Annotated in this window: 21 protein-coding genes; 6 read left to right on the forward strand and 15 right to left on the reverse strand. The window is 65.7% G+C overall.

Going from position 1 to position 25,796, the window contains the following annotated elements; genetic code table 11:
- Nucleotides 1-8: 8 nt before the first annotated feature.
- Nucleotides 9-500: a hypothetical protein gene (locus tag F0185_RS30510; RefSeq protein WP_167231793.1), complete on the forward strand. Its 492-nt coding sequence runs from the start codon at nt 9-11 to the stop codon at nt 498-500.
- 139 nt (nt 501-639) lie between these two features.
- On the forward strand, nt 640-2,760 hold the full coding sequence (locus tag F0185_RS30520; protein WP_187362698.1) for a DUF6055 domain-containing protein: 2,121 nt from the start codon (nt 640-642) through the stop codon (nt 2,758-2,760).
- A 68-nt stretch (nt 2,761-2,828) separates the two neighbouring features.
- Here the strand turns inward: F0185_RS30520 and F0185_RS30525 are convergent, their stop codons facing one another.
- Entirely contained in the window at nt 2,829-3,413 is a 585-nt protein-coding gene (locus tag F0185_RS30525; protein ID WP_167231796.1) for a hypothetical protein, read from the reverse strand.
- Between the two features lie 259 nt (nt 3,414-3,672).
- Between F0185_RS30525 and F0185_RS30530 the strand changes: the two genes are divergently transcribed.
- Both F0185_RS30530 and F0185_RS30535 read left to right on the forward strand, forming a co-directional pair.
- Nucleotides 3,673-4,884: a cation:proton antiporter gene (locus F0185_RS30530; RefSeq protein WP_167231799.1), complete on the forward strand. Its 1,212-nt coding sequence runs from the start codon at nt 3,673-3,675 to the stop codon at nt 4,882-4,884.
- 310 nt (nt 4,885-5,194) lie between these two features.
- Nucleotides 5,195-6,616 carry an aminotransferase-like domain-containing protein gene (locus F0185_RS30535; protein WP_167231802.1) on the forward strand — a complete coding sequence of 474 codons (1,422 nt, stop codon included), beginning with the start codon at nt 5,195-5,197 and terminating at the stop codon, nt 6,614-6,616.
- On the opposite strand, the gene F0185_RS30540 is transcribed toward F0185_RS30535, so the two are convergent.
- The 12 genes from F0185_RS30540 to dgoD all read right to left on the reverse strand — a co-directional run bounded on the left by F0185_RS30540 (nt 6,613) and on the right by dgoD (nt 20,542).
- Nucleotides 6,613-7,290, reverse strand: a complete 678-nt coding sequence (locus F0185_RS30540; RefSeq protein WP_187362694.1) for an ion channel — start codon at nt 7,288-7,290, stop codon at nt 6,613-6,615. The genes F0185_RS30535 and F0185_RS30540 overlap by 4 nt on opposite strands.
- A gap of 107 nt (nt 7,291-7,397) precedes the next feature.
- Nucleotides 7,398-8,360, reverse strand: coding sequence for a diacylglycerol/lipid kinase family protein (locus tag F0185_RS30545; RefSeq protein ID WP_167231804.1), 963 nt, complete (start codon nt 8,358-8,360; stop codon nt 7,398-7,400).
- Between the two features lie 270 nt (nt 8,361-8,630).
- Complete coding sequence (locus F0185_RS30550; protein WP_167231807.1) at nt 8,631-11,162, reverse strand: hybrid sensor histidine kinase/response regulator; 2,532 nt, start codon at nt 11,160-11,162, stop codon at nt 8,631-8,633.
- Nucleotides 11,163-11,314: 152 nt separating this feature from the next.
- A complete protein-coding gene (locus F0185_RS30555) occupies nt 11,315-12,079 on the reverse strand; it encodes an SDR family NAD(P)-dependent oxidoreductase (RefSeq protein WP_167231810.1) in 765 nt (254 codons plus the stop codon).
- Nucleotides 12,080-12,125: 46 nt separating this feature from the next.
- Nucleotides 12,126-12,749, reverse strand: a complete 624-nt coding sequence (locus tag F0185_RS30560) for a 2-dehydro-3-deoxy-6-phosphogalactonate aldolase (protein ID WP_167231813.1) — start codon at nt 12,747-12,749, stop codon at nt 12,126-12,128.
- A 17-nt stretch (nt 12,750-12,766) separates the two neighbouring features.
- Nucleotides 12,767-13,642 carry a 2-dehydro-3-deoxygalactonokinase gene (locus tag F0185_RS30565; RefSeq protein WP_167231816.1) on the reverse strand — a complete coding sequence of 292 codons (876 nt, stop codon included), beginning with the start codon at nt 13,640-13,642 and terminating at the stop codon, nt 12,767-12,769.
- A gap of 232 nt (nt 13,643-13,874) precedes the next feature.
- Complete coding sequence (locus tag F0185_RS30570; protein ID WP_167231819.1) at nt 13,875-14,837, reverse strand: LysR substrate-binding domain-containing protein; 963 nt, start codon at nt 14,835-14,837, stop codon at nt 13,875-13,877.
- A gap of 113 nt (nt 14,838-14,950) precedes the next feature.
- A complete protein-coding gene (gene araH, locus F0185_RS30575) occupies nt 14,951-15,937 on the reverse strand; it encodes an L-arabinose ABC transporter permease AraH (protein WP_166899051.1) in 987 nt (328 codons plus the stop codon).
- On the reverse strand, nt 15,934-17,490 hold the full coding sequence (gene araG, locus F0185_RS30580; protein WP_167231822.1) for an L-arabinose ABC transporter ATP-binding protein AraG: 1,557 nt from the start codon (nt 17,488-17,490) through the stop codon (nt 15,934-15,936). The genes araH and araG overlap by 4 nt, the downstream gene beginning before the upstream one ends.
- Before the next feature lie 6 nt (nt 17,491-17,496).
- Nucleotides 17,497-18,483: a substrate-binding domain-containing protein gene (locus tag F0185_RS30585; RefSeq protein ID WP_167231825.1), complete on the reverse strand. Its 987-nt coding sequence runs from the start codon at nt 18,481-18,483 to the stop codon at nt 17,497-17,499.
- A gap of 32 nt (nt 18,484-18,515) precedes the next feature.
- Nucleotides 18,516-19,391 carry an SMP-30/gluconolactonase/LRE family protein gene (locus F0185_RS30590; RefSeq protein ID WP_167231828.1) on the reverse strand — a complete coding sequence of 292 codons (876 nt, stop codon included), beginning with the start codon at nt 19,389-19,391 and terminating at the stop codon, nt 18,516-18,518.
- Between the two features lie 2 nt (nt 19,392-19,393).
- The gene (dgoD, locus tag F0185_RS30595; protein WP_167231831.1) at nt 19,394-20,542 is read right to left on the reverse strand and encodes a galactonate dehydratase; all 1,149 of its coding nucleotides are present in this window, start codon (nt 20,540-20,542) and stop codon (nt 19,394-19,396) included.
- A 177-nt stretch (nt 20,543-20,719) separates the two neighbouring features.
- Between dgoD and F0185_RS30600 the strand changes: the two genes are divergently transcribed.
- Together F0185_RS30600 and F0185_RS30605 are read left to right on the forward strand one after the other, a co-directional pair.
- Nucleotides 20,720-21,529, forward strand: coding sequence for a PEP-CTERM sorting domain-containing protein (locus F0185_RS30600; protein ID WP_167231833.1), 810 nt, complete (start codon nt 20,720-20,722; stop codon nt 21,527-21,529).
- Nucleotides 21,526-22,863 (forward strand): PLL family lectin, encoded by a 1,338-nt coding sequence (locus F0185_RS30605; RefSeq protein ID WP_229477273.1) that lies wholly within the window; start codon nt 21,526-21,528, stop codon nt 22,861-22,863. Before F0185_RS30600 ends, F0185_RS30605 begins: the two co-directional genes overlap by 4 nt.
- Nucleotides 22,864-22,953: 90 nt before the next feature.
- On the opposite strand, the gene F0185_RS30610 is transcribed toward F0185_RS30605, so the two are convergent.
- Nucleotides 22,954-24,132 (reverse strand): PQQ-dependent sugar dehydrogenase, encoded by a 1,179-nt coding sequence (locus F0185_RS30610; RefSeq protein ID WP_167231836.1) that lies wholly within the window; start codon nt 24,130-24,132, stop codon nt 22,954-22,956.
- Between the two features lie 156 nt (nt 24,133-24,288).
- Entirely contained in the window at nt 24,289-25,773 is a 1,485-nt protein-coding gene (locus F0185_RS30615) for a DUF1565 domain-containing protein (protein WP_167231838.1), read from the reverse strand.
- Nucleotides 25,774-25,796 lie beyond the last annotated feature (23 nt).

Genomic DNA, 25,796 nt, shown 5'->3' on the forward strand with positions numbered 1-25,796 from the left:
AGAACACGATGATCGATAACCCTTATGCCCCGCCCCAAGCGACCAATGGCACCACTACCGGCGACACCAGGCTGAGCCCGCCGCTCTGGAATCCAAGCGCGGCAGTTGCGTGGTGCCTGCTGTTCGGCATCATGTTCGGTTCCTGGATTCACATGAAAAACTGGCAAATGCTGGGCCAGCCCGCCAAGGCGGCGGCATCGAAACGCTGGCTGATCGGTAGTGCGCTTCTGTTTCTCGTGTCGTTCACGCTGGCGTTCGCCATGCCGGAGTCAGGTCCGGTTGGCACGTTTAACTTCTTCTTCGGCTTTGCGGTCATCATCGCCTGGTACTTCATCAGCGCGCGCGACCAGATCCGCTTCGTCGCCACGACGTACGGCAAGAACTACCAGCACCGGAGCTGGGGTACGCCATTGCTGTATTGCTTGCTGGTCATTATCGGCGTTGGCGTCGTCGGGGCTATCGCAGGGATCGTCACAGCGGTTGCGAACCGGGCGGCGTGACCGTTGTCCCGACCATCCCGGCTTCCTGCGCCGGTGCTGGCGCGAAAGAATATGATCACTGCGACCGAATAAAGTTACATTTTTCACAAGTCATCTGATAACATACCATTTCTCGTTGTACAACATTTGAGGGATGGACATGGATCAGCTTATTCGCAAGACATTGATTGCCAGCGCCAGCGCGCTGCTGGCCTGCAGCGCCGCGACACCGGCTTTCGCCGCCGATTGGCCGAGCGGGTATACCAAGTGCGCCGCCGAGAGAGAGACCTGTGTGGTCGGCGCCGCCAAGCGCTCGGTGTCTTATGGCGCAAGCAACAAGTGGGTCACGAAAAGCCTCTCCGGCAATGTGGCGTGCAATAACGCCACGTTTGGAGACCCCATCGCGGGCAAGAAGAAGTATTGTGCGATCGGGCCGGTGACGCCGACTCCTACTCCGACGCCTACTCCTACTCCGACGCCGACTCCTACTCCTACCCCGACTCCTACCCCGACTCCGACGCCGACGCCAACGCCGACCCCGGTGGTCGATAATGGCACCACGACCACCGTCTGGGCCACTGGCTGCGACAGCAACAAGCCCGCCACCACGCCGGGCACCTGGACCGCAGGCGGCCCCTCCCCCGACCGCCCGAACTACAAGCTGGTCAAGGAATCGGCGCACTTTGCCTTCTATTCCGACGAAAAGGTTTCCGACACCGACCTCAACCTGGCGGTCAGCACGCTCGAAAACACGGTGTGGCAGAACCTGTTCAACAGTAATCTGTTCATGCCCGAGCCGTTCTACAACACGGCCACCAAGATCAAGCCCTCGATCCACATCCACTCCACCGACGGCCTGACTGCCGGCGGCTGGGCGCGCGACCGGGTCGGCATGTGGATCGGGCCTGGCGCCCTGAAAGACCACTGGGGCCTGACCCACGAATTCACCCATGCCTGGCAATATTGGATGGCGTACAACGGCGGCCTTGGCTGTCCCGACTCGAACACCTGCGGCTGGATCGCCGAGAGCCACGCCAACTACACGCCGCACCAGCTTCCCGAGTACAAGAACGAAGCCCACTGCTCCGAGATGCTGTCGAACGCGCCGCACCTGTACCTTGGTTCAACGCGCGACCGCTACTGCAACTGGCAGTTCATGGAGTACCTCAAGGACAAGCAGTGCCCGGTCGCGACCAACCAGATCTGGACCACCCCCGGTCCGGACCCGTTCACCAACATCCAGAAATCACGCGGATGGAGCATGTCCCAGCTCAACGACTTTTTCGGCGACTGGGCCATGCACAACGTGACATGGGACTACAAGGCCACGCCCGACGCCTTCCGCAACGCTTACGGCAACATCACCCAGGCCGACAAGTCCGAGCGCATGCACCGCTTGATGCCGCTCGAGGCGCTCGACACCAACTGGACCGGCAACCGCCGCTTCGTCTCGCCCAACTACGGCGCGCCGCAGCGCTTCGGCTATAACGTGGTGCGCCTGTATCCGGCCAGTGGCGCGACCACCATCACCGTCAAGTTCCGGGGCGTGAACCAGCCCGGCTCCGACGCCGACTTCCGCTGGGGTCTGGTGGCCACCAACGCGCAGTTCACCGCGCCGCGCTACAGCGCCTTGCAAAAAGGCCTGGACGGCAACCTGACCTACAAGGTCAATGCCGGCGAACCGCTGTTCCTGGTGGTGACGGCCACGCCATCGGTGTTCAAGACCATCGTCGCCGAACAGGAGTACGGCACCATCTGGCGCTATCCGTACATGATCGAACTGGCGAACGCGTGGCCGCAGGGTTTCCAGAACGGCCAGCGCGATCCGTGCCCGGCCGGCACGGCGCGTCACGCCAACGGCGGCGGCTGCGCGCCATCGACGACGCCGGCCAGCGTGTTCGTCGGCCCTTACGCGACGGTCCTGGCGGGCAATTCGGTCACCGGCAATGCGCGCATCGAAGACCAGGCCATCGTCGCCAACGGCACGGTATCGGGCGGCACGGTGGGCGCTTTGAGCATCATCGGCGAGCGCGGCAACAACGGCGACAATGCCTTCATCGTCGGCGGCTCGGCCCAGGTGCGCACCACCTTCTACCCACTGGGATTCTTCGAACGGTCACAGGTCGCATCGGGCAGCCTGAACCTGTACGGCGATGTGGAATACCGCGGCGAAGGCCTCAACCTGAGTTCCGGCAATCGCTCGGGCTTCGTCGATGCCGAGTCGCGCGTGGGACAAGCGACCGACATCAACACCAAGGTGCGTCCGGTGTGGCGGCCTTGACCGGCCCGGTGTAAGAGCGATGTACCTTGCCCGGTCGCGCTGGCGCGACCGGGCGTGCCGTCGCCTGGCTACATCTCGGCGCTGAAAATGACGAGCAAGCCTTCATCCAGCGCATTTTCCACCACCTTGAGCACGCTGCGCAGGTAGGTGAACAGGTAGTCGGCCGTGTCGCCCTCGTCGCCCCACACATTGGTGTCGGCATACGGGCTGGCGCTGACGTAATCGCGCGCTAGCGCCTTTTCGATATCGTCCTCGGACAGGTGGCCGAAGTCTTCCGCCTCATAGGCGATCATGGGATTGGCCTTGAGGGCGTCGAACAAGGCATTCATCTGGGTAATGACGGCGCGCTGCTTGTCGGCATCGAGCACCTCGACCAGCGTGGTGCCGTACTCGCCTTCGAAGGCATACCGCTGGCCGCTGTCGGTCAGGAAGGACAATGCCGGAAAATCGAAGGCGGCCAGGATGTTCCCGAAATAGTAGATCGCGTAACCGCTGCGCGTGCTGCCGAAGACGTGATGCAGCTTGTCGGTGCGCGCGCAGGCAAGCGCGCCTGGACCGCGCGCCAGGGCCTCATAGTCGTCGGCGCTGGACAGTACTGGCGGAACGCTCGCGGCAGGCGCCGAAAAAATGCGGGTTTCTGAGGTATGGGACATGGCAGGGTCTCGGAAGGACAGTAAACGGCGTAGCCGGCGACAACACCGACTATACCGCAGCAAGCGTGCCGGTGAACAGCGCCCTTCGCCCGGCTGCGCGCCGGCTTGTCGTCCCAACATAGTTGTTGAACTTACTCAATTGTTGAGCTAGCATTGGCGCGCGGTATTTATGAAATTTTACTACATGATTTCGCCACCGCGCCCATGCAGCCCGAGGACCACACTCGCGCGCACCATATAACAAGAACGAGACAGTCCCATGCACACAGCCATGAACACGACGGAGATCTTCCTCCTCGCGATGCTCCTGATCTTCTCCATTCCCTACCTCATCTGGCGCGTTTTCAAGACCGATTACTACGCCCCGCTGGTCGTGGTGCAAATCATCACCGGCGTCTTGCTGGGACCGGGCGTGATGGGTGCGGCGTATCCGGATTACTACAAATTCATTTTCAACCCCTCCGTCATGCTGGCCATGAACGGGATCGCCTGGTGGGCGGTGATGATCTTCGTGATGATCGCCGGCATCGAACTCGACCTCAAGCAAGCCTGGGCGCACCGGCGCGAAACCACCATTACATCCAGCCTGGCGCTGGGCGTGCCGCTGGTCTTCGGCGCCGTGGTCGCGGCCGGCATGCTCGGCTACGCCGGCTGGGTCGGACCGAAAGCGATGACCTGGCAATTCGTGGTCGGGGTCGGCATGGCCTGCGCGGTGACGGCGCTGCCGATTCTGATCCTGCTGATGGAAAAGCTCGATATCCTGCGCCAGCCGATCGGCCAGCGCATCTTGCGCTACGCCAGCCTGGACGACATCGCCATTTGGGGCGTACTGGCCCTGATCCTGCTCGACTGGAACCGGGTCGGACGCCAGCTCGGCTTCCTGCTTGCCTTCGGCATCGCCACGGTCCTGCACCGCCGCCTGATGGTCTGGTTGCCGGAGCGCGACCGCTGGTATGTTGGCCTGATCTGGCTGGCGTTGTGCGGTTTCGGCGCCGACTGGGCCGGGCTGCACTTCATGGTCGGCGCGTTCCTGGCTGGCGCGGTGATGGACGCGCACTGGTTCGACCAGGCCAAGATGGACCTGATGCGCCACCACGTACTGCTGGCGATCATGCCGGTGTACTTCCTCAGCACGGGGCTGCGCACCAACTGGGACATGGGCAGCGCCGCCGTGTTCATTGCGGCCGGCGTGCTGCTGGTGGCCTCGGTCGGCGGCAAGCTGATCGGCGCGCACATCGCGGGCCGCATCCTCAAATGGAAAAAGGGCGAAGCCGGCATCATTGGCTGGCTGCTGCAGACCAAGGCGCTGATCATGATCATCTTCGTCAACATCCTGCTCGACAAGCAGATCATCACCAGCGAGACCTTCACCGCCCTGCTGCTGATGGCCATAGCCAGCACCATGCTGACGGTGCCGGTGGTATATCCGAGGCTGCAACGGATGAAAGAACTCATTTTCCGCAACACCTGACGCCCAAAACGCCTACAACCGGGGTCTGACCTCTGATTCGAAACATTTAACAATTGACGCAGCCTGGGGCCGTCGCCACAGTCTGCTCAGCTCGGATCAAGGCTTGAACAGCAGCCAAGGTATCTTCGGAGACAGAATTTGCGCGCATTTCATGGACCTTGATTTAACAATGTTTCGAATCAGAGGTCAGACCCCGGTGTGAGAGGGTTTGGGTCGTAGGAAACGTTGGATGATGGAAAGGCCGGCGCAGGCGATTTGCATTAAGATGCTGCCATTCCGTCTACCGGCTTCGTCGGGCCGTTGCTGCATCATGAAACTTTACGAGGCGCTTGCGCGCGATATTTCCGAATCGATCCTGAGCGGCGCGCTGCAGCCCGGCGACCGCCTACCGTCCGTGCGCAAGACCAGCGCCAGCCGCGGGGTCAGCCCGGCCACCGTGTTCGAGGCCTATTACACCCTCGAAGCCCAGGGACTGGTGCAGGCGCGCGAGCGCTCCGGCTATTTTGTCAGCGTCAGCGCCGGGCGCCTGCCGCCCGAGCCCGATACCGCCTCGCGCCCTGCCGAAGACGCGCTGCCACTGGCCATGAGCGAGCGCGTGTTCGACCTGCTCGAAACCACCATGCGGCGCGATGTGGTGCCGTTCGGCTCGGCCTTTCCGAGCCCGCTGCTGTTCCCGCTGGCGCGCCTGGCACGCTTGATGAGCACCAACGTGCAACAGCTCGATCCCTGGGCCAGCGTCGACGATCTCACCCCCGGCAACGCGCGCTTGCGGCGCCAGCTGTCGCTGCGCTACCTGATCGATGGCATGACGGTGCACGCCGACGAGATCGTCGTCACCAACGGCGCGCTCGAAGCGCTCAACCTGTGCCTGATGGCGGTGGCGCGTCCCGGCGACGCGGTGCTGATCGAGTCGCCCGCCTTCTACGGTTCGCTGCAGGCGATCGAGCGCCAGGGCCTGGAGGCGATCGCGGTGCCGACCCACCCGCGCGACGGCATGGACCTGGCCGCGGCCGAACGCGCGCTCGAACGGCATCGCCCCAAAGCTTGCTGGCTGATGACGAACTTCCAGAATCCCCTGGGCAGCCTGATGCCCGACGAGAAAAAACGCGACCTGGTGCGCCTGCTGGCGCGCTACCAGGTGCCGCTGATCGAGGACGATGTCTTCGGCGAGCTGTATTTCGGCGCCAAGCGCCCGCTGCCGGCCAAGGCCTTCGATAGCGAGGGCCTGGTGATGCACTGTTCGTCATTTTCGAAATGCCTGGCGCCCGGTTACCGGGTCGGCTGGGTGGCGGCCGGCCGCTTTACGCGCCAGGTGGCGCGCCAGAAGCTGGCCAGTACCCTGACCACCTGCGCGCCGGCCCAGGGCGCGCTGGCGCTGTATTTGGAAAAAGGCGGCTACGACCGCCATCTGCGCCTGTTGCGCCACACCCTGGCGGCGCAGCAGGTGCAGTTCATGGACGCCGTGCGGCGCCACTTCCCCGAGGGCACGCGCGTCACGCGCCCCAAGGGCGGCTATCTGTTATGGCTGGAGTTGCCCGGCGCGGCCGATGCGCTGGCGGTGCACGCCGCCGCGCTGGCCGAGGGCATCAGCGTGGCGCCGGGACCGATCTTTTCGCCCCAGCCGGGGTTCGAGAACTGCCTGCGCCTGAACTACGGCCACTTGTGGGACGCGCGCGCCGAGGCGGCGCTGGCCACGCTGGGGCGCATCGTCCACGCACACGTCACACCTTAGTCGCGGCCGTCCTTGGTCTGCTGCAGGGTAAAGCCGATCAGGCGCGACACCACCGCCGCCAGGTACATCAGGCCGACGAACATTTCGACGCTGGCCAGCGCGCGCGCGTGCGCCGTGAGCGGTATCACGTCGCCGATGCCGGTGCTCGATAGCAGCGCGAAGCTGAGGTAATTGAGTTCGGTCCAGGTGCGCGCGTCGGCGGCGTTGACGGCCGCCGCGTAGGTCCCCGGGTGCATGGCCTGCACCAGCACGAACAGGTGCGTAAAACCCCAGGCGATCAGGGTGAAGGTGGCGCCGGCGGCGAACAGTTCGTCGGTGGTGGCGCGGTGGTCTTCCATCATGTAGGCGATCAGGCTGGCCGCCGCATAAAAGTAGAACAGCGCTTCGAGCGCGGACGACCAGGGCAGCAGCGTCTCGCGACCGAAGATCATTTGCAGCACCAGCAGCACGATGATCGGCAGGGCGATGCCGGCGCTGATCCACGCGTGCCCGGGCGTGCGCCGCACCATGCGGGTGGTAAATCCGAGCACGATGATGCCGAAGGCATTGAACACCACCAGCCCGCTCGGGGTCGATTCGATGAAGGGATATAGCAGCATCCCGAGCAGCTGTACCAGCAGCAGGATGGCGGACGGGTGGCGGTGGGTGCTGCGCATCAGGTTAAAAGCGTTCATGGTCGACCAGGTTCATACGGACAAGCCCGCATTGTAGACCAGTCAATACGGGCGCTGGCGGGGCTTGGCCAGAAAAAACCGCGCCGCGCCAGCGCAGCGGGCCAGGGTCAGGAGGCCAGCGCCATGTCTTCCCGATCGGCCTGCGCCATGCCGGACGCCGGTTTGAGCAGCAACAACTGCCCTTCCAGTACGCGAAACACCAGCGGCGCATCGAGCTGCGTCACCTCGCCATCGATCGCGACCTTCATGCGGCGCCGCCCCACCAGGCCGCGCTGCTTGACGGTCATGCGGGTCAGGCCGAAGGCGTGCAGGTTGGGGGCCTCGCTCAAGCGCCCGAGCGCGCCGCGTGCCAGCAAGGCCAGCATGCCGAACTTGCCCACCGGCTGGGGCGCCAGCGCGGCCAGCTTGCCATCGTCGATGCGCTCGGCCAGCGGGGCGAAGCCGACTTGTTCCATCTGCAAACGGTTGTTGCCGACGAACAGGGTGGGCGTGCGCAGGGTGCGCGTCTTGCCATCGAGTTCGACGGTGATGTGCAGGTGCCGGTACGATCCGAGCACCGTTTTCAGGGCCGACAGCATGGCTACCAGCCGGCTGCGTCCGTATTGCTTCTTGTCGATCTCACGTTCTTCGAGCAAGGTGGGGTACAGGCCGATGCTGGCGTTGACCAGGAATACGCGCTCGTTGACCAGCCCCACCTGCACCGGCTCCACCCGCGCCGTGAGCAGCGCACGCACGGCCTCGCCCAGGTCTTCCGGAATGCTGTGGGTGCGGCCGAAATAGTTGAAAGTGCCTTGCGGCAGCACGCCGAACTGGCAGCCGCTCTCGACCGCCTGGCGCGCCACGGTGTTGATGGTGCCGTCGCCGCCGGCGGCAACCAGCACGCCCCCGCTCTGGCACGCGCGCGCGGCCATGTGCCGCGCAATGTCGCCCAGCTCGCCCGCCTGGTCCACCACGGCCAGTTCGAATTCGCGCCCGGCAGCGGTGAGCAGGTCTTCGATGGTGGTGCGCTGGAGTTCGGTTTCGGCGTGGCCGGAACCGGCGTTGAGAATGATAAATAGCGGCGCGGGCATGGGGGCTGACGTGGAGTTCAATGATGCCAAACTTTATCACCGGCGTGGAAAATTGCGTTTTCAATACGATAGCGCGGGTGTCCCGAGGGGGATCGTCGCGCGGCATCGGACAACAGCCCCGCCGTGCGCCGCCACCAAGGCTGACGCTGCCGCCCTTGCGTTCATCCCGATCCGCGCGGCGGGGCGCGCGCCGGTTCGCCAGCGGCGCAAGCCGCCCCCGAGGCGCCCGGCAAGCAGGTCCTGTATCGTCAAGCCCGCGCCAGGCCGGCGTCAGCCCTCGATCCGCTCCGCAACGGGCGAACCCTGCCTTGCGCGCGGCACCGGCTTGATGCGGGCCAGCACGCCGATCAGCTCGGCGGTGTTGGCCGGCTTGACGAAATAATGGTCGAAGCCGGCCTGCACCGCGCTGGCCTTGTCGTACTTGTTGCCATAGCCGGTCACCGCGATCAAGGTGGCTGCGCGCGCGCGTGCGGTGGCCCTGAGCCGGCGCGCCAGTTCGTTGCCATCCATGCCGGGCAGGCCGATATCGAGCAGGCAGGCGTCGGGCGCAAAGTTGCCCACGCTTTCCAGCGCGCGCAGCGGATCGTGCTCGACCATGACCACGTGGCCGGCCGATTCCAGTACCATGGCCATGGCGTTGGCGGCGTCTTTGTTGTCGTCGACCAGCATCAGGCGCAAGCCCTCGCCCGCATGGCTGCCGGGTCCGCGACTGGCCGCGCCGGCGCTGCCGGCCAGCGCGTGCTTTTGCAGGTACACCGAAAAGGTCGCCCCCTCCCCCGGCCCCGGACTGGCCGCCGTCACGTGCCCGCCATGCAGCAGCACCAGGCTGCGCACCAGCGCCAGCCCCAGGCCGAGCCCGCCCTGCGAGCGGTCGGACGAGCGTTTTTCTTGCGTGAACAACTCAAAAATATGCGGCATCAGCAGCGCCTCGACACCGATGCCGTTGTCGCGCACGTGCAACTCGACCGTGTCGCCATGATGGCTGGCCTCGAGCGCGATGCGCCCGCCGGCCGGCGTGTACTTGGCCGCGTTGTGCAGCAGGTTGGTCAGCACCTGCACCAGCCGCTTGCGGTCGCCCATCACCGCCACCACCCCCTCGGCCGGCACGTCCAGGCGCAACTCGTGGCCGCGCTCGCTGATGAGCGGCTGGGTCTGCTCGACCGATTCCTGCACCACCTGATGCAGGTCGATCACCTCCTTGTCGAGCACCACCAGCCCGGTGTTGACCCGCGACACATCAAGCAGGTCGTTGATCAGGCTGGTCATATGATTGACCTGGCGTTCGATGATGACACTCGACATCTTCACCCTGGAAATATTTTCCGGCGCCATACCCAGCAAATGCGCTGCGGAACGAATCGGCGCCAGCGGATTGCGCAGTTCGTGCGACAGCATCGCCAAAAATTCATCTTTGTGGCGCCCCGCCTCGCGCAAGGATTCCTCGGCACGCTTGCGGGCGCTGACATCGATCGATACGCCGCGTATGCACCTGGCATTGCCGGCCTCGTCCGCAACCACCGTGCCGTACACCTGCAACCAGACAAGCTGGTCATTGTCCGGGCGGCGCAGGCGCACCACATCGCCATAGCTTCCATGACATTGGAGTGCCTCGCTGCGCGCAAGTTCCATCCGTTTCAGGTCGGCGGGGTCGAAACAGTGCCATACCTGGCGCATATTGGTCCAGTTGGCGCCGAACAGTTCGGGTGCGTTGTCCGAGAACACCACATCGTTGCTGTCCAGGTCCCAGTCCCACACCACCATGCGCGCCACGGTCAGCCCTTCCTTCAGGCGCAGCTCGCTGTGCTGCAAGGCCTGGCGCGCCATGGAGCGGTCGGTCACGTCGAAACCCTGCACGAAAATGCCGCTGACAGCGCCGTTTTCCAGGATCGGCTGGTACACGAAGTCGATGTAGGCATGGGTCGGCGCGCTGTCGGGCGCCTGGCGCAGTTCGATGCGCAGGTCGCCCGCCTTGTACGGCATGCCGCTGGCATACACGCCATCGAGCAGCTCGACAAATCCCTGCCCCACCATCTCCGGCAGCGCTTCGCGCACGCTCTTGCCGATCAGCGCACGCTGGCCCACCAGGCGCAGGTAGGCCGAATTGACGAATTCAAACACATGCTCCGGCCCGCGCAGGATGCAGATGAAGCCGTGGGCCTGCTCGAACAGCAGGCGCAGGCGCATGGATTCGGCTTCGCGCTGTTCGCGCAGGGCTTGTTCGGCGCGCAGGCGCTGCGAAGTCTGGATCGCTTCATGCCGCTGCGCATGCTCGCGCTGCGCGATCTGCTCGGTCAGGGCCAGGTTCATGCGCTCGAGCGCGGCTTTGGCCTTGTGCTGGGCGGTTACGTCGTTGCACACCACCAACACGCCGTGCACGCCGTCATGGTCCTCGATCGGACTGTAGCCGTAGGTCCACCAGACATCTTCGCGCCTGCCGTGGCGCGTGACCGGCACCAGCTGGTCTTCGTTCCAGGTGCTGCCGCCGCCGTTCATGACCAGTTCGATCTGGGGGCCGATGATGGGCCAGATTTCTTCCCAGCACTCCCGCCCGCAGCCGCCCAAGGCGCTCGGATGACGTTCCGGCCCCATGGTCTGGCGATAGGCGTCGTTGTAGAACTGCACCAGGTCCCTGCCCCACCACAGGAACATCGGGTGGCTGGACGTGAGGATCAGCCGGATCGTGCTCTTGAGCAGCGTGGGCCATTGTTCGGGTGGACCGAGCGGCGTCGCGCTCCAGTCCTTGGCGCGCATCAGGGCGCCGAGTTCTCCGCCGTTGGAGAGGAAGTCAAATGTCAAACGCATCCAGTGCCCGGTCATGGTCGCCGATAATGAGAAGTGGTATGCGCACCGCTGGGGCGCATGCCAGATCGTATCATTATTGTGAAAGCATGCGCCGTCCGTTTTGTCCAATCAAGGCAGGCCGACGACACCGCCCCGGCGCGGCGTCAACCGCATCAGGTCCAGCCGGCGTCGACCACGAATTCCTGGGCCGTGATCATGCGGCTGTCATGCGCGCCGAGAAACAGCGCCATGCTGGCCACGTCGGCGCCGACGATGCGCCCTGGCAAGCACTGGTTGTCATCCATGGCGCGCTCGCCGGCCGGGTCCACCCATTTGTCGAGCTGGCGCGGGGTCATCACCCAGCCCGGCGTGAGCGTGTTGACGCGGATGCCGCTCTTGCCGTATTCGCGCGCCAGGCTGCGGGTCAGGCCGTTCACGGCCGACTTGGCCGTGGCGTACACCGGGTAGCCGGCCACCTTGTTCTTCCAGCCGGTCGAGCCGAGGTTGATGATGGCGCCGCCGCCGCGCCGCTGCATGCCTTCGATCACCGCCTGGGCCGCGAAGAACGCGACCTTCAGGTTGATCGCCATCTTGGCGTCGAAATACTCCGGCGTGACGTGCAAGAAGTCGTGGCGCTCGTCGTTGGCGGTGTTATTGACCAGCACATCGAAGTCGCCCAGCTTCTCGCCGGCCGCCTTGACGCTGGCGCGCAGCGCATCGATATCGGACAGGTCGCAGCCGATGAAGTACGGCGTGTGCGCAACGGCGCCGGCCAGGCCGTCGACCAGTTCGGTGGACGAGGCGATGTCGCGGTCGGCAAAGGCCACGCGCGCGCCCTGGCGCGCAAAAGCGGCCACGATATCGGCACCGATGCCGGAGCCGCCGCCAGTGACGAAAACGGCTTTGCCGGCCAGGCTGGGATAGTTCGCAAATTCCATGAGGGTTCCTGCTTGTTGGTGTTGATCTGGAGGTTGACGGTCGCGCTTATGTTTTCTGCGTGGCATTCCAGGCGTCGACGAACGCTTGCGCGCGCGAACTGAGGATCTCGGGCGTGGTGCCGGGCGAATACAAGGCCCCGCCGATGCCGAACCCGGTGGCCCCGGCCGCGACCCAATCGGCCATGGTGTCCGGCGCGACGCCGCCGACCGGCCACAGGGGCGTGCCCGCCGGCAGCACGGTCTTGAACGCTTTCAGGCCGGCGTAGCCGACCATCTCGGCCGGGAAGATCTTGAGCGCGTGGGCGCCGGCGGCGAGCGCTTCGAACGCTTCGCTCGGGGTGGCCACGCCGGGCGCGCACAGCATGCCGAGGGCGGCGGCGCGCGCGATCACGGCCGTGTTGCAGTTCGGCGCGACCAGCATGCGACCGCCGGCCGCGTGCACCGCGTCCACGTCGGCCACGCTGAGCATGGTGCCGCCGCCGACGATGGCGCCGGCCGGCGCCATGCGCGCCAGCAGCGCGATCGATGCGAGCGCGCCGGGGCGGTTGAGCGGCACTTCGAGCAGGCGAAAGCCGGCCCCGAACAAGGCCGCCCCGGCCGCTTCGGCCTCGTGCGCTTGCAGGCCGCGCAAGATGGCGACCAGGGGTGGCTTGAATTGAGTGGTATCCATGATAGTCGTGTCCATAACTAAACGCTTTCGAAAAAATAGGCCAGCGCGGCCAGGTAAACGTCGTCGGGGTCGTGCGCGCGCGCCGGCATGCCGAAGTGCGCGGCCGCGCTCTCGTAGTGCGCGCTCAAAGCGGGCGAGCCGATGATGTCGATGGCGCCGTCGGCGTGGCCCTGCGCGGCCACGAATTCGGCGCCGATCAGCAGGCCGCTCACAAACGAACGCGCCTGCGTCGCCGCCATCGTTTTCGACACCACGCGCGCGCGCACGCCGAACAGCGCGTTCGACAGCGGGCGCGCGCGCCGCGCTTCCTGCAGGCCGGCGGCAAAGGCGCTGTCGTCGTCAAGCCCGCCCGCCATCAGCGCGGCCAGGGTGCCGCCGGCGGCCAGCATCGAGAACAGTTCGCCGGTCATGTAGGTCACCAGCTGGTCGACCTTGCCGGCGCGCAAGTAGACCCACTTGCTGTGGGTGCCGGGCAGGACCACCCAGCCATCGAGCAGGCCGCGCCCGACCGCGCCGAGCAGTTGCGTCTCTTCGCCGCGCATCACGTCCACCGCGCCGTCGCGGGTGCAGTAGCCGGGCACGATGAAGCAGCCGGGGTGGCCTGTCACGGGCGCCAGGTGGGCCGGCAGGCCGGTCAGCGGGACTTTGGTGTCGAGATAGGGCACTTCCTGCCAGCCGCTGGCCGAGCCGACCATGCCCGACATCACGACCGCGACGTCGGGCGCCACGCCCATCCGTTCGCGCAGGCTGGCCAGCGCGCCGGCGAAATCGCCGCCGACCGCCAGCATGCCCTGGTCGTCGGCATGGCGGGCGAGGCACTTGCCGTCGCGCCGGACCAGGTAGGCCCGGCGGTTGCTGGTTCCCCAGTCGATTCCAAGTAATTGCGTGTGCATGCTTCCCCTCATGATAGGTACGACGAGCCGGGGCGCGGGCGCCATCCGGCGCCGGCCGTTCCCCGCTCGTGCGGATGGTCCGCGCCGCTGCGGGCGATTGTTTGATTGGTCAGCTTATCGACAGCAAAACGCCGCCGAAGTTTCGACAGCGCGCCCTCGGGCGCATGATGACGATGCTACCGGGTCCCGGGATATGATTCCAATTGCTTATTTAGAAATTAGCATGCCGGAATCATATAGATGAGTTCGCTTTCGGATAGCGCAGCGCCGCCACTTCGCGCATCGTGGCCAGCATGCTCTCGGCCCCCGGCGAGAGTTGGTGGTGACGGCGCGTGATGATGCCGTACATGTCCATGCGGATACCCAGGTCGAACGGCAGCACGGTCAACAGGCCCGTTTGCAGGTAAGGCTGCACCAGTTCCAGCGGCAGCGCCACCACCATGTCGCTGCCGGTGAGCAGGTGGGCGATGACCGGCAGGGCCAGCGTTTCGACCGTTTCGGCCGGCGGCTCGAGCCCGCGCGCGAGGAACAAGGCGGTCAGGCGGTCGCGCAAGATGCTGCCGTTGGGCGGCAAGATCCAGCCCTGGCGCGCCAGTTCGTCCAGCGTCAGGCCGGTGCGCCCGGCCAAGGGATGGCCGGCGCGCGCGATCAGGCTGTGCGGTTCGTCGGTGACCGGTTCAAAGTGCAGTTCGGCGGCGGCCCCGGTGTCGAGAATGCGCCCGACCACCAGGTCGAGTTCGCCGGCGCGCAGGCGCTGCACCAGGATCTTGCTGGTATCGACGCTGATCGACACATGCACGCGCGCGTGGCGCGCCTTGAGCAGGTTGACCGCCTCCGGCACCAGGCGGGTGGACGGCGTGAGCACGGTGCCCACGTCGACCCGGCCGCGCAGGCCGGAGAGCAGTTCCATGACTTCCTGGTGGGCGGCGTCCATTTCGGCCAGGGCGGCGCCGGCGCGGCGGATCAGCACCTGGCCGTACCAGGTCGGCGCCACGCCGCGCGGCAGGCGCTCGAACAACTGCACGCCGAGCGCGTGTTCGAGTTCGCCGAGCAGCTTGGAGGCAGCGGGCTGGGTCAGGTTCGCGGCCTGGGCCGCATGCATGATGGAGCCGTGCCGGCCAAGCTCCACCAGCAGCACCAGGTGGCGGGTTTTGAGGTGCGAGCGGACAAATCGGTCGGAGCGTGGATCGGGCATGGATGGCTGTCGGGGTCGGGGATGTCGATGATATATGCGCAATGGCCAAAACGTCAACATGTATGACCTCCTATCTCAGCGTTTGCGCACGCCGCCGCCCTCCGCACCGTATTTTACGTCCGCCGTTCGCCGCGCGTCTTCAACTGGTCCAGCAGCACCGCCGCCAGCAGGATCGAGCCGCGCACCAGGTACTGGTAGAACGAATCGACATTGAGCAGATTCATCACATTTTCCACGGTCCCCATGATCAGCACTCCGATCAGCACTCCGAAAATGCGCGCCTTGCCGCCCTGCAGCGACACGCCCCCCAGCACGCAGGCCGAAATCACATCGAGCTCGAACCCCTGCGCCGCATTCGGCTGGCCGCTGGTGATGCGCGACGCCAGGATCAGGCCCGCCAGCGCGGTGACCAGCCCTTGCAGCAAGAAGATCCAGACGCGCAGCTTCTCGACCTTGACCCCCGCCAGGCGCGCCGCTTCCGGATTGCCACCGATGGCCAGGGTATTGCGTCCGAAGACCGTATGATTGAGCAGCACCCCGAACACCAGGAAGCAGGCGCCCGCCACCAGCACCGGCAGCGGCAGGCCCAGCACCTGGGCGTCGCCAAAGGCGATGAAGGCGTCGGAATTGATCCCGACCGCCTGCCCTTGCGAGGCGATAAACGCCAGCCCGCGCACCATCAGCATGGTGGCCAGGGTGGCGATCAGCGCATTGACGCGCAGGTAGGCAATGAGCACGCCGTTGCCGGCGCCGATCAAGGCGCCGGCGCCCAGGCCCGCCCCGACGGCCAGCGTGACGCTGCCGGTGCGTTCCAGGACCATGGCCCCGAGCACGCCGGCAAAGGCGATGGTGGAGCCGACCGACAGGTCGAAGTCGCGCGAGGCCAGGCACAGCATCATGGTGCAGGCGACCATGCCGATCTGCGCGACCGACAGCATCAGGCCGACCACGTTGGCGACCGAGAAGAAGTTATCGACCGTGGCCGCCAGCACGGCGAACAGCACCGCGTAGGCCAGCGGCATGCTGTATTCGATCAGGAGCGCGCGCTGGCGGTTGGCCAGCGCCGGGGCGCCGCCGTGGGTGACTGGGATGGTGCTCATGCGGTTCTCCGGGAGGTAGTATCGGCGTTGTCGTCGTTGTTGTCGTTATCGTTCGTCTTATTGTCGATATCTGTCAGCGTATCCGGCAGCGCCAGGCGCAGCACCGCTTGTTCGTCGGCGCTGGCGCGCGCCAGTTCGCCCACGATGCGGCCGTCGCGCATCACCGCCACGCGGTCGGCGATACCCAGCACTTCGGGCAGTTCGCTCGAAATGACGATCACGCAGCAGCCGCGCGCGGCCACGTCGTGGATGATGCGGTAGATGTCGTTCTTGGCGCCCACATCGATGCCGCGCGTCGGTTCATCCAGCACCAGCACCTTCAGGTCCGGCTCGGCCAGCCAGCGCGCCAGGATCACTTTCTGCTGGTTGCCGCCCGAAAGCAGGCGGATTTCCTGCTCGCGGCTGGGGGTCTTGATGCGCAGGCGAGCGATGAAGTCGTCGGCCAGCGCAGCCTCGCGCGCATGGCGCAGGAAGATCCCGCCCAGCAGCGCATGGCGGCGGCAGCTGATGTTGATGTTCTCGGCCACCGAGGACTGGGCCAGGATGCCCTGCTCCTTGCGGTCTTCCGGACACAGGACGATGCCGGCGGCAATCGCCGCCGACGGGCCGCCCATCGGCACCGCCACGCCGTCGAGCACCACGGTGCCGGGCAGGCGCTTGTCGGCGCCGTACATCTGGCGCATCAATTCGCTGCGCCCGGCGCCGACCAGGCCAAAGAAACCGAGCACCTCGCCGGCGCGCACGGAAAAGTCGCAACCGTCGGCCATGCCGCGCACCACCAGGCGCTCGGCGCCCGGCTCCCGTGCGCGGTAGTCGTAGATGTCGCTCAGTTCACGCCCGACCATGTCGCTGATCAGGCGCTCGCGCGGCACGTCGGCCATGACCGGGTGGGTGGCGACCTTGCGCCCGTCGCGGAAAATGGTGCAGGCGTCGCACAGCGCGTACAGCTCTTCCAGCCGGTGCGAAATGTAGATCAGGGTGCGCCCTTCGGCGCGCAGGTCGCGCACCAGGCGGAACAGGATCTCCGTTTCGCGGTGCGACAGGCTGCTGGTGGGCTCATCGAAGGCGATGACCTGGGCGTCCTGCATCACGGCCTTGCAGATTTCGACCATCTGGCGCTGCGCGATCGACAGGTCGGCCAGGCGCGCATTCGGGTCGAGGTCGACGCCGATCCTGGCCAGCCGCTCCGACACCAGTTTGTTGGCGGCGCCCTTGTCGAGAAAGCCCATGCGGGTCGGCATGCGGCCGAGCAGGACGTTCTCGGCCACCGTCAGCTCGGGAACGTACTGCAGTTCCTGGTGGATGATCGACACGCCGGCGGCGATGGCGTCGCTGGCCGAACCGAAGCGCACTTCGCGCCCGTCGAGCAGCAGGCGCCCGCCGTCCGGGCGGTACTGCCCGCCCAGGATCTTGAGCAGGGTCGACTTGCCGGCGCCGTTTTCGCCCAGCAGGCCATGCACGGTTCCGGCATGGGCCTCGAAGCTCACGCCCCCGAGCGCGATCACGCCGGGGAAGTGCTTCGAGACCTGGTCAAACTGGAGATAGGCGGACATCGTCGATCACTGTCCCATCTCGGCGCGCACCTTGTCAGCATTGGCGCGCGTCATGAGCATGCCGGCGGTGAGCGTTTCCGCCGCCGGGACCTTGTTGGTGGCGATCCAGTCGTACAGGTTGGCCGCGGTTTCGTAACCGTGGCGTTTCGGGCTGATCATCACGGTGCCGAAGAAACCGGTCGGCTGCGGCTTGGCGAATTCGTTCTGCGCCGTCTTGCTGCCGCCGATGCCGATGCCGATCATGGCGTCGGCGCGCATGCCGCGTCCTTCGGCGGCGCGCACCGCGCCCATCACCGATTCGTCGTTCAAGGCCACCGCGACCCACTTCTTGAAACGCGGCTGCTTGGTGTAGGCGATGTTGGCGGCGTTGAAGGCCGACTCGGTATCGGTCTTCGCTTGCGTGGCGTCGATCACGTTGGCCGCCGGTACGCCGGCCGCCTTGAGCGTGTCGACCGCGCCCATGGTGCGCTCCTTGGCCGTCGGCAGCTGGTCGTAGGCCACCCGCAGGACCCCGACTTCGGCCGGGTTCCAGCCGCGCGCCTTGATTTCGGCAACCAGACCGGCGCCCACTTGCTTGCCGATTTCGTAGCCCGAAATACCCATGTGCGGCACCGACGCCAGCGGCTTGCCGGCGCCGTCCAGCAGGCGGTCGTCGACCGAGATGACTTTCATCTTGTTGCGCGAGGCGGCGCGTTCGACCGCCTTGCCCAGCTTGACGTCGGGCGCGCAGATGACGAAGCCCTGGGCTTTTTGGGCGGCCAGGTTATCGATCGCGGCGATCATTTTTTCGCCGTTCGGAATGCCGATCTTGATCAGGGTGAAACCCTTGTCCTTGGCGGCCTGCTCGGCGAAACGCCATTCATCCTGGAACCACGGTTCCTCGGCCTGCTTGACCAGGAAGCCGATCTTGACCGGATCGGCCGCGTGGGCGGCGCCGAAAGCGCATGTCACCAGGGCGGCGGCGGCGAGTTTTGCAAAGGTACGTAATTTCATGGTGGTCTCCTGTTGTCTTAGTTATTGGTTAGTTATTGTGGTCGATGATCGTCGAACGGACTATCTGCCTGACCCGCGACGCCGGGAACAGGGACGGTAAACAAGCCGCCCGCGCCAACGGCGGCGAGCTGCGTCAGGCCGGCGCCGCCAAAGGCGACGCTGGTGCAATCGTGCGCGATGCGCTGTACTACCTTGCCATCGGGTGCGTAGCGCAGCAGCTGGCCGGCCTGGGCGCTCCACAGGCAGCCATCTACGTCGAGCGCCGCGCCGCGCGGGCTGCGTCCGGCGTCGAGCTGCGCGAACACCTCCGGCGCGCCCACGCCGCCCGCTTCGGCGTCGTAGTCGCAGGCCATGATCCGGCTGGCGCGGGCGTCGGCGAAGAACATGCGCCTGCCGTCGGCGCTAAAGCAGATGGAGCTCGCCTCGGCCACCACCGGCAAGGCCAGGCGGCGCAAGCCATGCTGGCGCGAATACTGGTAAAAACTGCCGATCGCGCGCCCATCTTCGGCCACGTTGCGGGTGCCGAAGACCAAAAAACCCCGGCGGTCGGTGCAGCCGTCGCTGATCGCGGTGCGCGGTTCGGCCGCGTCCACCGCCACCAGCGGCTGCACGCGCAACTGGCGCGCGCCGGTTTCCGTGTTCGGCTGCGCCAGCCCGAGGCGTTTGCTCAATCCCAGCAGCACCCGCCCGGACTGGCAGTGCGCCAGCAGGCCGGCGGCATCGGGCAGGCGGCATGCCAGCGGCGCGGCGCCCTCGCCGGCGTACGCGTGCAGTGCGTGGACGCTGGCGCCGGCCCACCACCAGCGGCGGCCGTGCGCATCCCAGCGCAGGGAGCGCCCGGGATGGTGCGACAGGCGCGACGGCTGCGCCAACGCCGTCAGCGAGCACCACGACGATGACGCGAGCACGGCTACCACTCGGCGACGCTGCCGTCCTCGTGGCGCCACAAGGGATTACGCCAGTCGGGCGCGTTCTTGCTCGCTTCGATCACGCGTTCTTCGTCGACCTCCACGCCCAGGCCCGGCTTTGTCAGGGCGGCGATGTAACCGCCGTCCATGCGGAAGTCTTCCTTGTTGATGACGTAGTCGAGCAGTTCGGCGCCCTGGTTGTAATGGATGCCCATGCTCTGCTCCTGCAGCACGGCGTTGTGCGATACAAAATCGAGGTGCAGGCAGGCCGCCAGCGCCACCGGGCCGAGCGGGCAATGCGGCGCCACGGCGACGTCGTAGGCTTCGGCCATGGCCGCGATCTTGACGCACTCGGTGATGCCGCCGGCGTGCGACAGGTCCGGTTGCAGGATTGCCAGGCCACCCTGTTCGAGCACGCGCTTGAATTCGAAGCGCGAGTACATGCGCTCGCCGGCCGCCAGCGGGATCGAGGTCGCTTCGGCCAGGCGCGGGTAATACTCGGCCTGCTCGGCCAGCACCGGCTCTTCGACGAACAGGGGGCGGTACGGCTCCAATGCGCGCAGCAGCACCTTGGCCATGGGCGCGGCCACGCGGCCGTGGAAGTCGATGCCGAATTCGATGTCGTTGCCGAACGCTTCGCGGATCTCGGCGATGCGCCCGACCGCCTGGTCGACCGCGCGCGCGCTGTCCAACATGCGCAGTTCTTCGGTGCCGTTCATCTTGAAGGTGTCGATGCCGACTTCGCGCAGCTTGCGGATGCCGGCGATGACATCAAGCGGACGGTCGCCGCCGACCCAGCTGTACATCTTCATCTTGTCGCGCACCCGGCCGCCCAGCAGGTCGTAGACCGGCACCCCGAGCGCCTTGCCCTTGATGTCCCACAGGGCCTGGTCGATGCCGGCGATGGCGCTCATCAAGATCGCGCCGCCCCGGTAAAAGCCGCCGCGGTACATGGCTTGCCACAGGTCGTTGATGCGGCCCGGATCCTGGCCGATCAAAAATGGCGTCATCTCGTGAACGGCCGCTTCGACCGTGCGCGCGCGCCCTTCGATCACGGGTTCGCCCCAGCCGACGATGCCTTCGTCTGTCTCGATCTTGAGCAGCATCCAGCGCGGCGGAACCCGGTACGTCGTCAGTTTGATGATTTTCATTGCTTAGCCATTAGTCAAGGGTGACAAGGAGTCTAAGCCTGCGAGCCACCCCCGAAATATGAATATTCGCGAAAAAGCTATACGCAAATCGCATAGCTATTCTTCACCGGGCCGCCTGCCTATGATGGGCCATCCGATCGACGGCGTGGACCACCGTTTCAAGAGGAGCTCATGGGCATGAAGTTACGTCATTCATTACTTCGTTCATCGCTTGCCTGCACTGCGGCCATCGCCGCGCTGGCTATGCCCGGCGCGGCGCGCGCCATTCCCATCGCCAGCAGCGGCACCGAAGGCCTGGCCGTGCTGGCGACAGGCCCGGGCGCCGTGGTGGCGACCTACCTGGGCAGCTCGGCCGACTATGCGGACGATGTATACCTGTTCACCGATGACGGGGTCGACAACAACGACGTGTTCATGTTTAACAATCGCAGCACGCCGGTGGGCAAGACGCTCGACCTGGGCCGGTTTGCGGCCGGCAGCGAACTGGTGTTTCGGCTGCATGTTAACAATACGGGGCGCGATTTTTTCTCGGGCAAGTCCAGCCGCAATGCCGACCGCCGTGCCCATGCGCGCGCCCAGGCGAACTGGATGCCGGATGTCACGCTGGTCAGCTTCGAGGACTTGCGCGGCGGGCCGTACGAATTCAACGACTTGAGTTTTTCCCTGAGCCAGGCGGCGATCACGGTGCCGCCCGCAGGGGCGCCCGAGCCTGCCTCGCTCGCCCTGGTCTGCCTTGGCCTGGCCGGCATGCTGGGCCTGCGGCGGCGCGCGTCGGCGCCGTGGCATTTTTTGAAAGCAGGCTATCGCAACGGCGGATGGGATTGGTATTTTTATGTCCGTATCCGAATACGGCAACACCACCCTTGCATCTCCGTCAAAAGTTCCCACTGGAAATACCACGATAATTTCACCAGGCCTGCGCAGGCATGCCGTGCTCACGGAGCCGGGCAGGAAGTCGATCAACGAACCGGAAGGAAGACAGCATGAAATCAATGCAATCGGATAGTACGGAAAACATGGACGGCATGAGCAGCGGCGCGATGCATGGCGCCGGCGGCAGCGGTAGTGGCGCCAGCGCCGCCGCGCAAGGCGCGCACGGCATGCCGGGCGCGAGCATGAGAAGCCAGCCGGCGGCCGGCGCCGCCGGCCAGGGCGATACTCCCGGCGCCCAGGCGCTGGCGCTGCAAGCCGGCCCGCGCAAGCCCAGCTCGGGCCCAGTCGTGGCATGGGGTCCGAACCGGCTTGATGTGTTCACCCTCGGCACCAATCGCGGCATGTATCACAAGTGGTGGAACGGGTCGAGCTGGAACCCGTCCGTGACCGGCTACGAATTCATGGGCGGGGTCGGCACCAGCGTGCCGCAGGCCATCTCGACCCAGCCCAACCGCCTCGACCTGTTTGTAACAGGCACCGACAGCGCCCTGTATCACAAGAATTTCAACGGCAGCGCCTGGGTGCCGTCGCTGACCGGCTACACCAACCTGGGCGGCGTGTGCATCGGCGACCCGCGCGCCATCTCGTGGGGCCCCAACCGGCTCGACGTGTTCGTGCTCGGCACCGACCGTGCGCTGTATCACAAGTGGCGCAGCGGCACGACCTGGGGACCGTCGCTGACCGGCTACGAAAACATGGGCGGCATCATCATGGAGCAGCCCGAAGTCGTCTCCTGGGGGCCGAACCGCCTCGACGTGTTCGTCATCGGCACCGACCGCGCGCTGTATCACAAGTGGTGGGACGGCAGCAACTGGGGACCGTCGCTGACCGGCTACGAAAAACTGGGCGGCGTGTGCACCTCGGCCCCGCGCGCGGTTGCATGGGGCAACAACCGCCTTGATGTGTTTGTCACCGGCACGGACGGCGCCCTGTATCACAAGTGGTGGAACGGCAGCCAGTGGCTGCCCGCCGGGAATAACCTGGAACGCCTCGGCGGCGTGTGCATCGGCAACCCCGAAGCTGTGTCGTGGGGACCGAACCGGATCGACGTATTCGTGGTCGGCACCGACAGTGCGCTGTATCACAAATGGTGGGACGGCAGCAACTGGGGTCCGTCCCTGCTCGGCTTCGAAGGCATGGGCGGCATCCTGTCCTCGCAACCGCACGTGGTGTCGTGGGCGGCCAACCGTCTCGATGTCTTCGCCACGGGGTCGGACAGCGCGCTGTATCACAAGTGGTGGGACGGCAGCAGCTGGGGGCCGTCGCTGACCGGTTACGAATTTATGGGCGGCACCATTCAATCCTTCGGCCAGACGCCGGTGGGCGCGTCCGACGCACTCAATTCATCGGGACAGCCGGCGCAGCTGAACGACGATACGGATAGCTGACGCCCCCTGGGGCGGCACCGGAAAATCCGGCTTTGCCGGCACTTCAAGCCCACGCATGCGTGGGCTTTTCATTTTTTCATCGGATAGCGCTTACTGCGGCACGATGCGCAGCAACTGGCCGTTGTCCTCGTCGGTGATGACGTACAGATGCCCGTCGGGTCCCTGGCGCACATCGCGCACGCGCTTGCCGATCAGCAGGCGTTCCTGCGACACCACATTCGCGTCCTTGTCGAGCACGATGCGGCGCACGTCGGTGGTGGCCAGGCCGCCGCTGAACAGGCTGCCGCGCCACTGCGGAAACTGGCTGCCGCTGTACTGCACCAGGCCGGACGCGCCCGGCGACGGCACCCAGGCAATCCTGGGCTGCGTCATGCCGGGCACGACCAACTGGCCGACCGGCTCGCCCGTGCGGTAATCGCGCCCGTAGCTTTGCAGCGGCCAGCCATAATTTTGGCCCCCTTCGATCAGGTTGAGTTCATCGCCGCCGCGTGGTCCATGTTCGGTGGCCCACACGCGGCCGTTGGCGTCGAGCGCCATTCCCTGGATGTTGCGGTGGCCGTAGCTCCAGATTTCGGGCAGCGCACCCGGGCGCGTGGCCAGCGGATTGCCCGGCGCGGCCTTGCCGGCATCGGTCAGGCGCAGGATCGACCCGTTGTGGCTGCCCAGGTTCTGGGCCTGGTCGCGCGCCAGCATGCCGCCCACCTGCTGTGGTGGATTGCCGCCGTCGCCGATACTCATCAACAAGGTGCCATCCTTCTGCCACAGCAGGCGCGAGCCGAAATGCTGGCCGCCGCTCTTGTCGGGCTGGGCGCGGAACAAGGTCTTGATGCCGCTCACGCGCTTGCCATCGAACACGCCCTGCACCAGGGTGGTCCGGTTGGCCTGGTCGGTGCCGGTGGCCATGGTCATGTAGATGCGCGGATTGGCCTTGTCGCCCGGATGGATGGCGATGTCGAGCAGGCCGCCCTGCCCGTTGCTGAAGACCGGCGGCAAGCCTTCCATCGGCACTTCCTCGAAGCGCTTGCCCTTGAGCATATACAGCTTGCCATTCTTGGTGCTGACCAGCAGTCGCCCGTCCGGCAACCAGCTCATGGCCCAGGGATGGGACAAGCCTTCGCTCACCGTTTCCGCGCGCCAGCCTTTGGCGGCCGGCGGCGCATCACTGGTGGGCAACTGCGCCAGTGCGGCTGGCGGCGCCAGCGCCGTCAGGGCGGCGATGCAACAGGACAAGGGGGTGCGTAACAGGGTAGGCAACAGGGTGGGCAACATGGGGGATCTCCTTCAACGATACGGTTTTTCCCTGCATCGTAACGGATCGCTGCCACATGCGCGCGCCCGGTCGTCAAACCAGGCGCGCCGTATTGACGATGCGCCAGCCGTCACCGGCCAGTCGCATCGGGGGAGTTGTCGCTGTTTTACAGGCGATCAGTGCTGATAGGCGCCGATGTCGAAGCCGGTCGTCGTATCGCGTGGACGCTCGAGGAAGTCGTAGTCGAGCGCTTCGGCCGGGGTGCCGCGCCCGATCGCGGGCGAACTGCTCGACAGGCGCAAGTCCGGCATGCCGCTGCGGCTGTAGGCCACGAACAGCGGCTCGGAACTGACGGTGCCGGTGTGGGTCAGGCCGTTTCTGAGCTGCCAGTTGTAGGTCGCATTCTTGAATACCAGGTTGTTGCTGTAGGTATTGTTTTTGCCCGTCTTGCCCTGCTCCGACACGCCCATCTTGTTGTCGTACACGATGTTGCTGTACACGGCGATGTAATCGGCCGGCCCCTTGGTGTGATAGAAGTCGCCGCCGCCGACAATGATGCCGGTGTTCGAGGTCGTCACCGTATTGTTGGTGATGATCACGCGGTTGGCGTCGTGCCACAGGTGGATCGCGCCTTCGGCCACGCGGTAGACCACGTTGTTCTTCACGCTGCCCGAGGTACTGACGTAGATGCCTTGCACGAAACGGCAACCGGCCGGGCCGATATCGTGCACGAGGTTGCCGACGACGTCGGACTTGACGCCCTTGTAGTAGCTGTCCACGCCGATCGCCGAACCGCCGCCGCTGTTGCAGGCGACACCCTTGGCGATGTCGTGCACATAATTGGCGCGGATCATGTCGTAGGAACCGCCGTTGTAGATGCCGCCGGTCCACTTGCCACCCTTGCCGTTGACTTCGAAGCCGACGATATCGACGTAGTTGCCCCTGTTATCCCAACCGGTCTTGCCGCTCGAACCGGAAGCGACGATCTTCGCGCCCCATTTGGTGGTCGAGACGAAATAGATGCGCGCCGAAGCGGACCCGCTGACGGTAGTTTTGATCCCGCCGGCGTAGGTGCCGGGCGCCACGAACACGGTGGTGCTGCCCTTGCTTGCGCGCGCGGCGCGGGCAATCGTCCTGAACGGCGCGGCGGCGCTGCCGGCGCTGCTGTCGTTGCCGTTTGGCGCCACGTAAAACTTGTAGGTCGTCGAGGGGATGACGGGTACCGCTTGCGCCGATACCGTCACGTCCGAGCCCTGGGGCGCGGTGGCGGCGGCCAAGGCGGCCGCATCGGTGGCGCCGTAGGCGGTTGCCGTGGCCGGCACGGCGTCGCCGGCGCCGTAACCGATGAGGGCAAAATCTTTCTCGCTGTAATTGGATGGAGCGGTGTCCGCAGCCTGGCCGGCGCCGTCCGGGGCCGCAACCGTGCTTGCATCGGCCTGGTCGCCGTCGGCACGGGTGGCCATCAGCGCGTCGACCGGTGCCGCCTCGGCGCTGGCCCCTTCTGCGCTGGCCATGTAGCTGGCCGTCTGCGTTTGTTGCTTAGCCTGGGACAAGTCCTGTTCGCCGCTGCCGCCGCCGCAAGCGGCCAGCAAGACCGTCATGCTGCTGCACAGCAACGCGTTGACACGGATTTCCGAAGCAAAAGTGACAAATTTATTCATTACAGGTTCCTTACATTGTGACG

Origin of the sequence: Massilia rubra, assembly GCF_011682065.1 — a bacterium.
GTDB classification, from domain to species: domain Bacteria; phylum Pseudomonadota; class Gammaproteobacteria; order Burkholderiales; family Burkholderiaceae_D; genus Telluria_A; species Telluria_A rubra.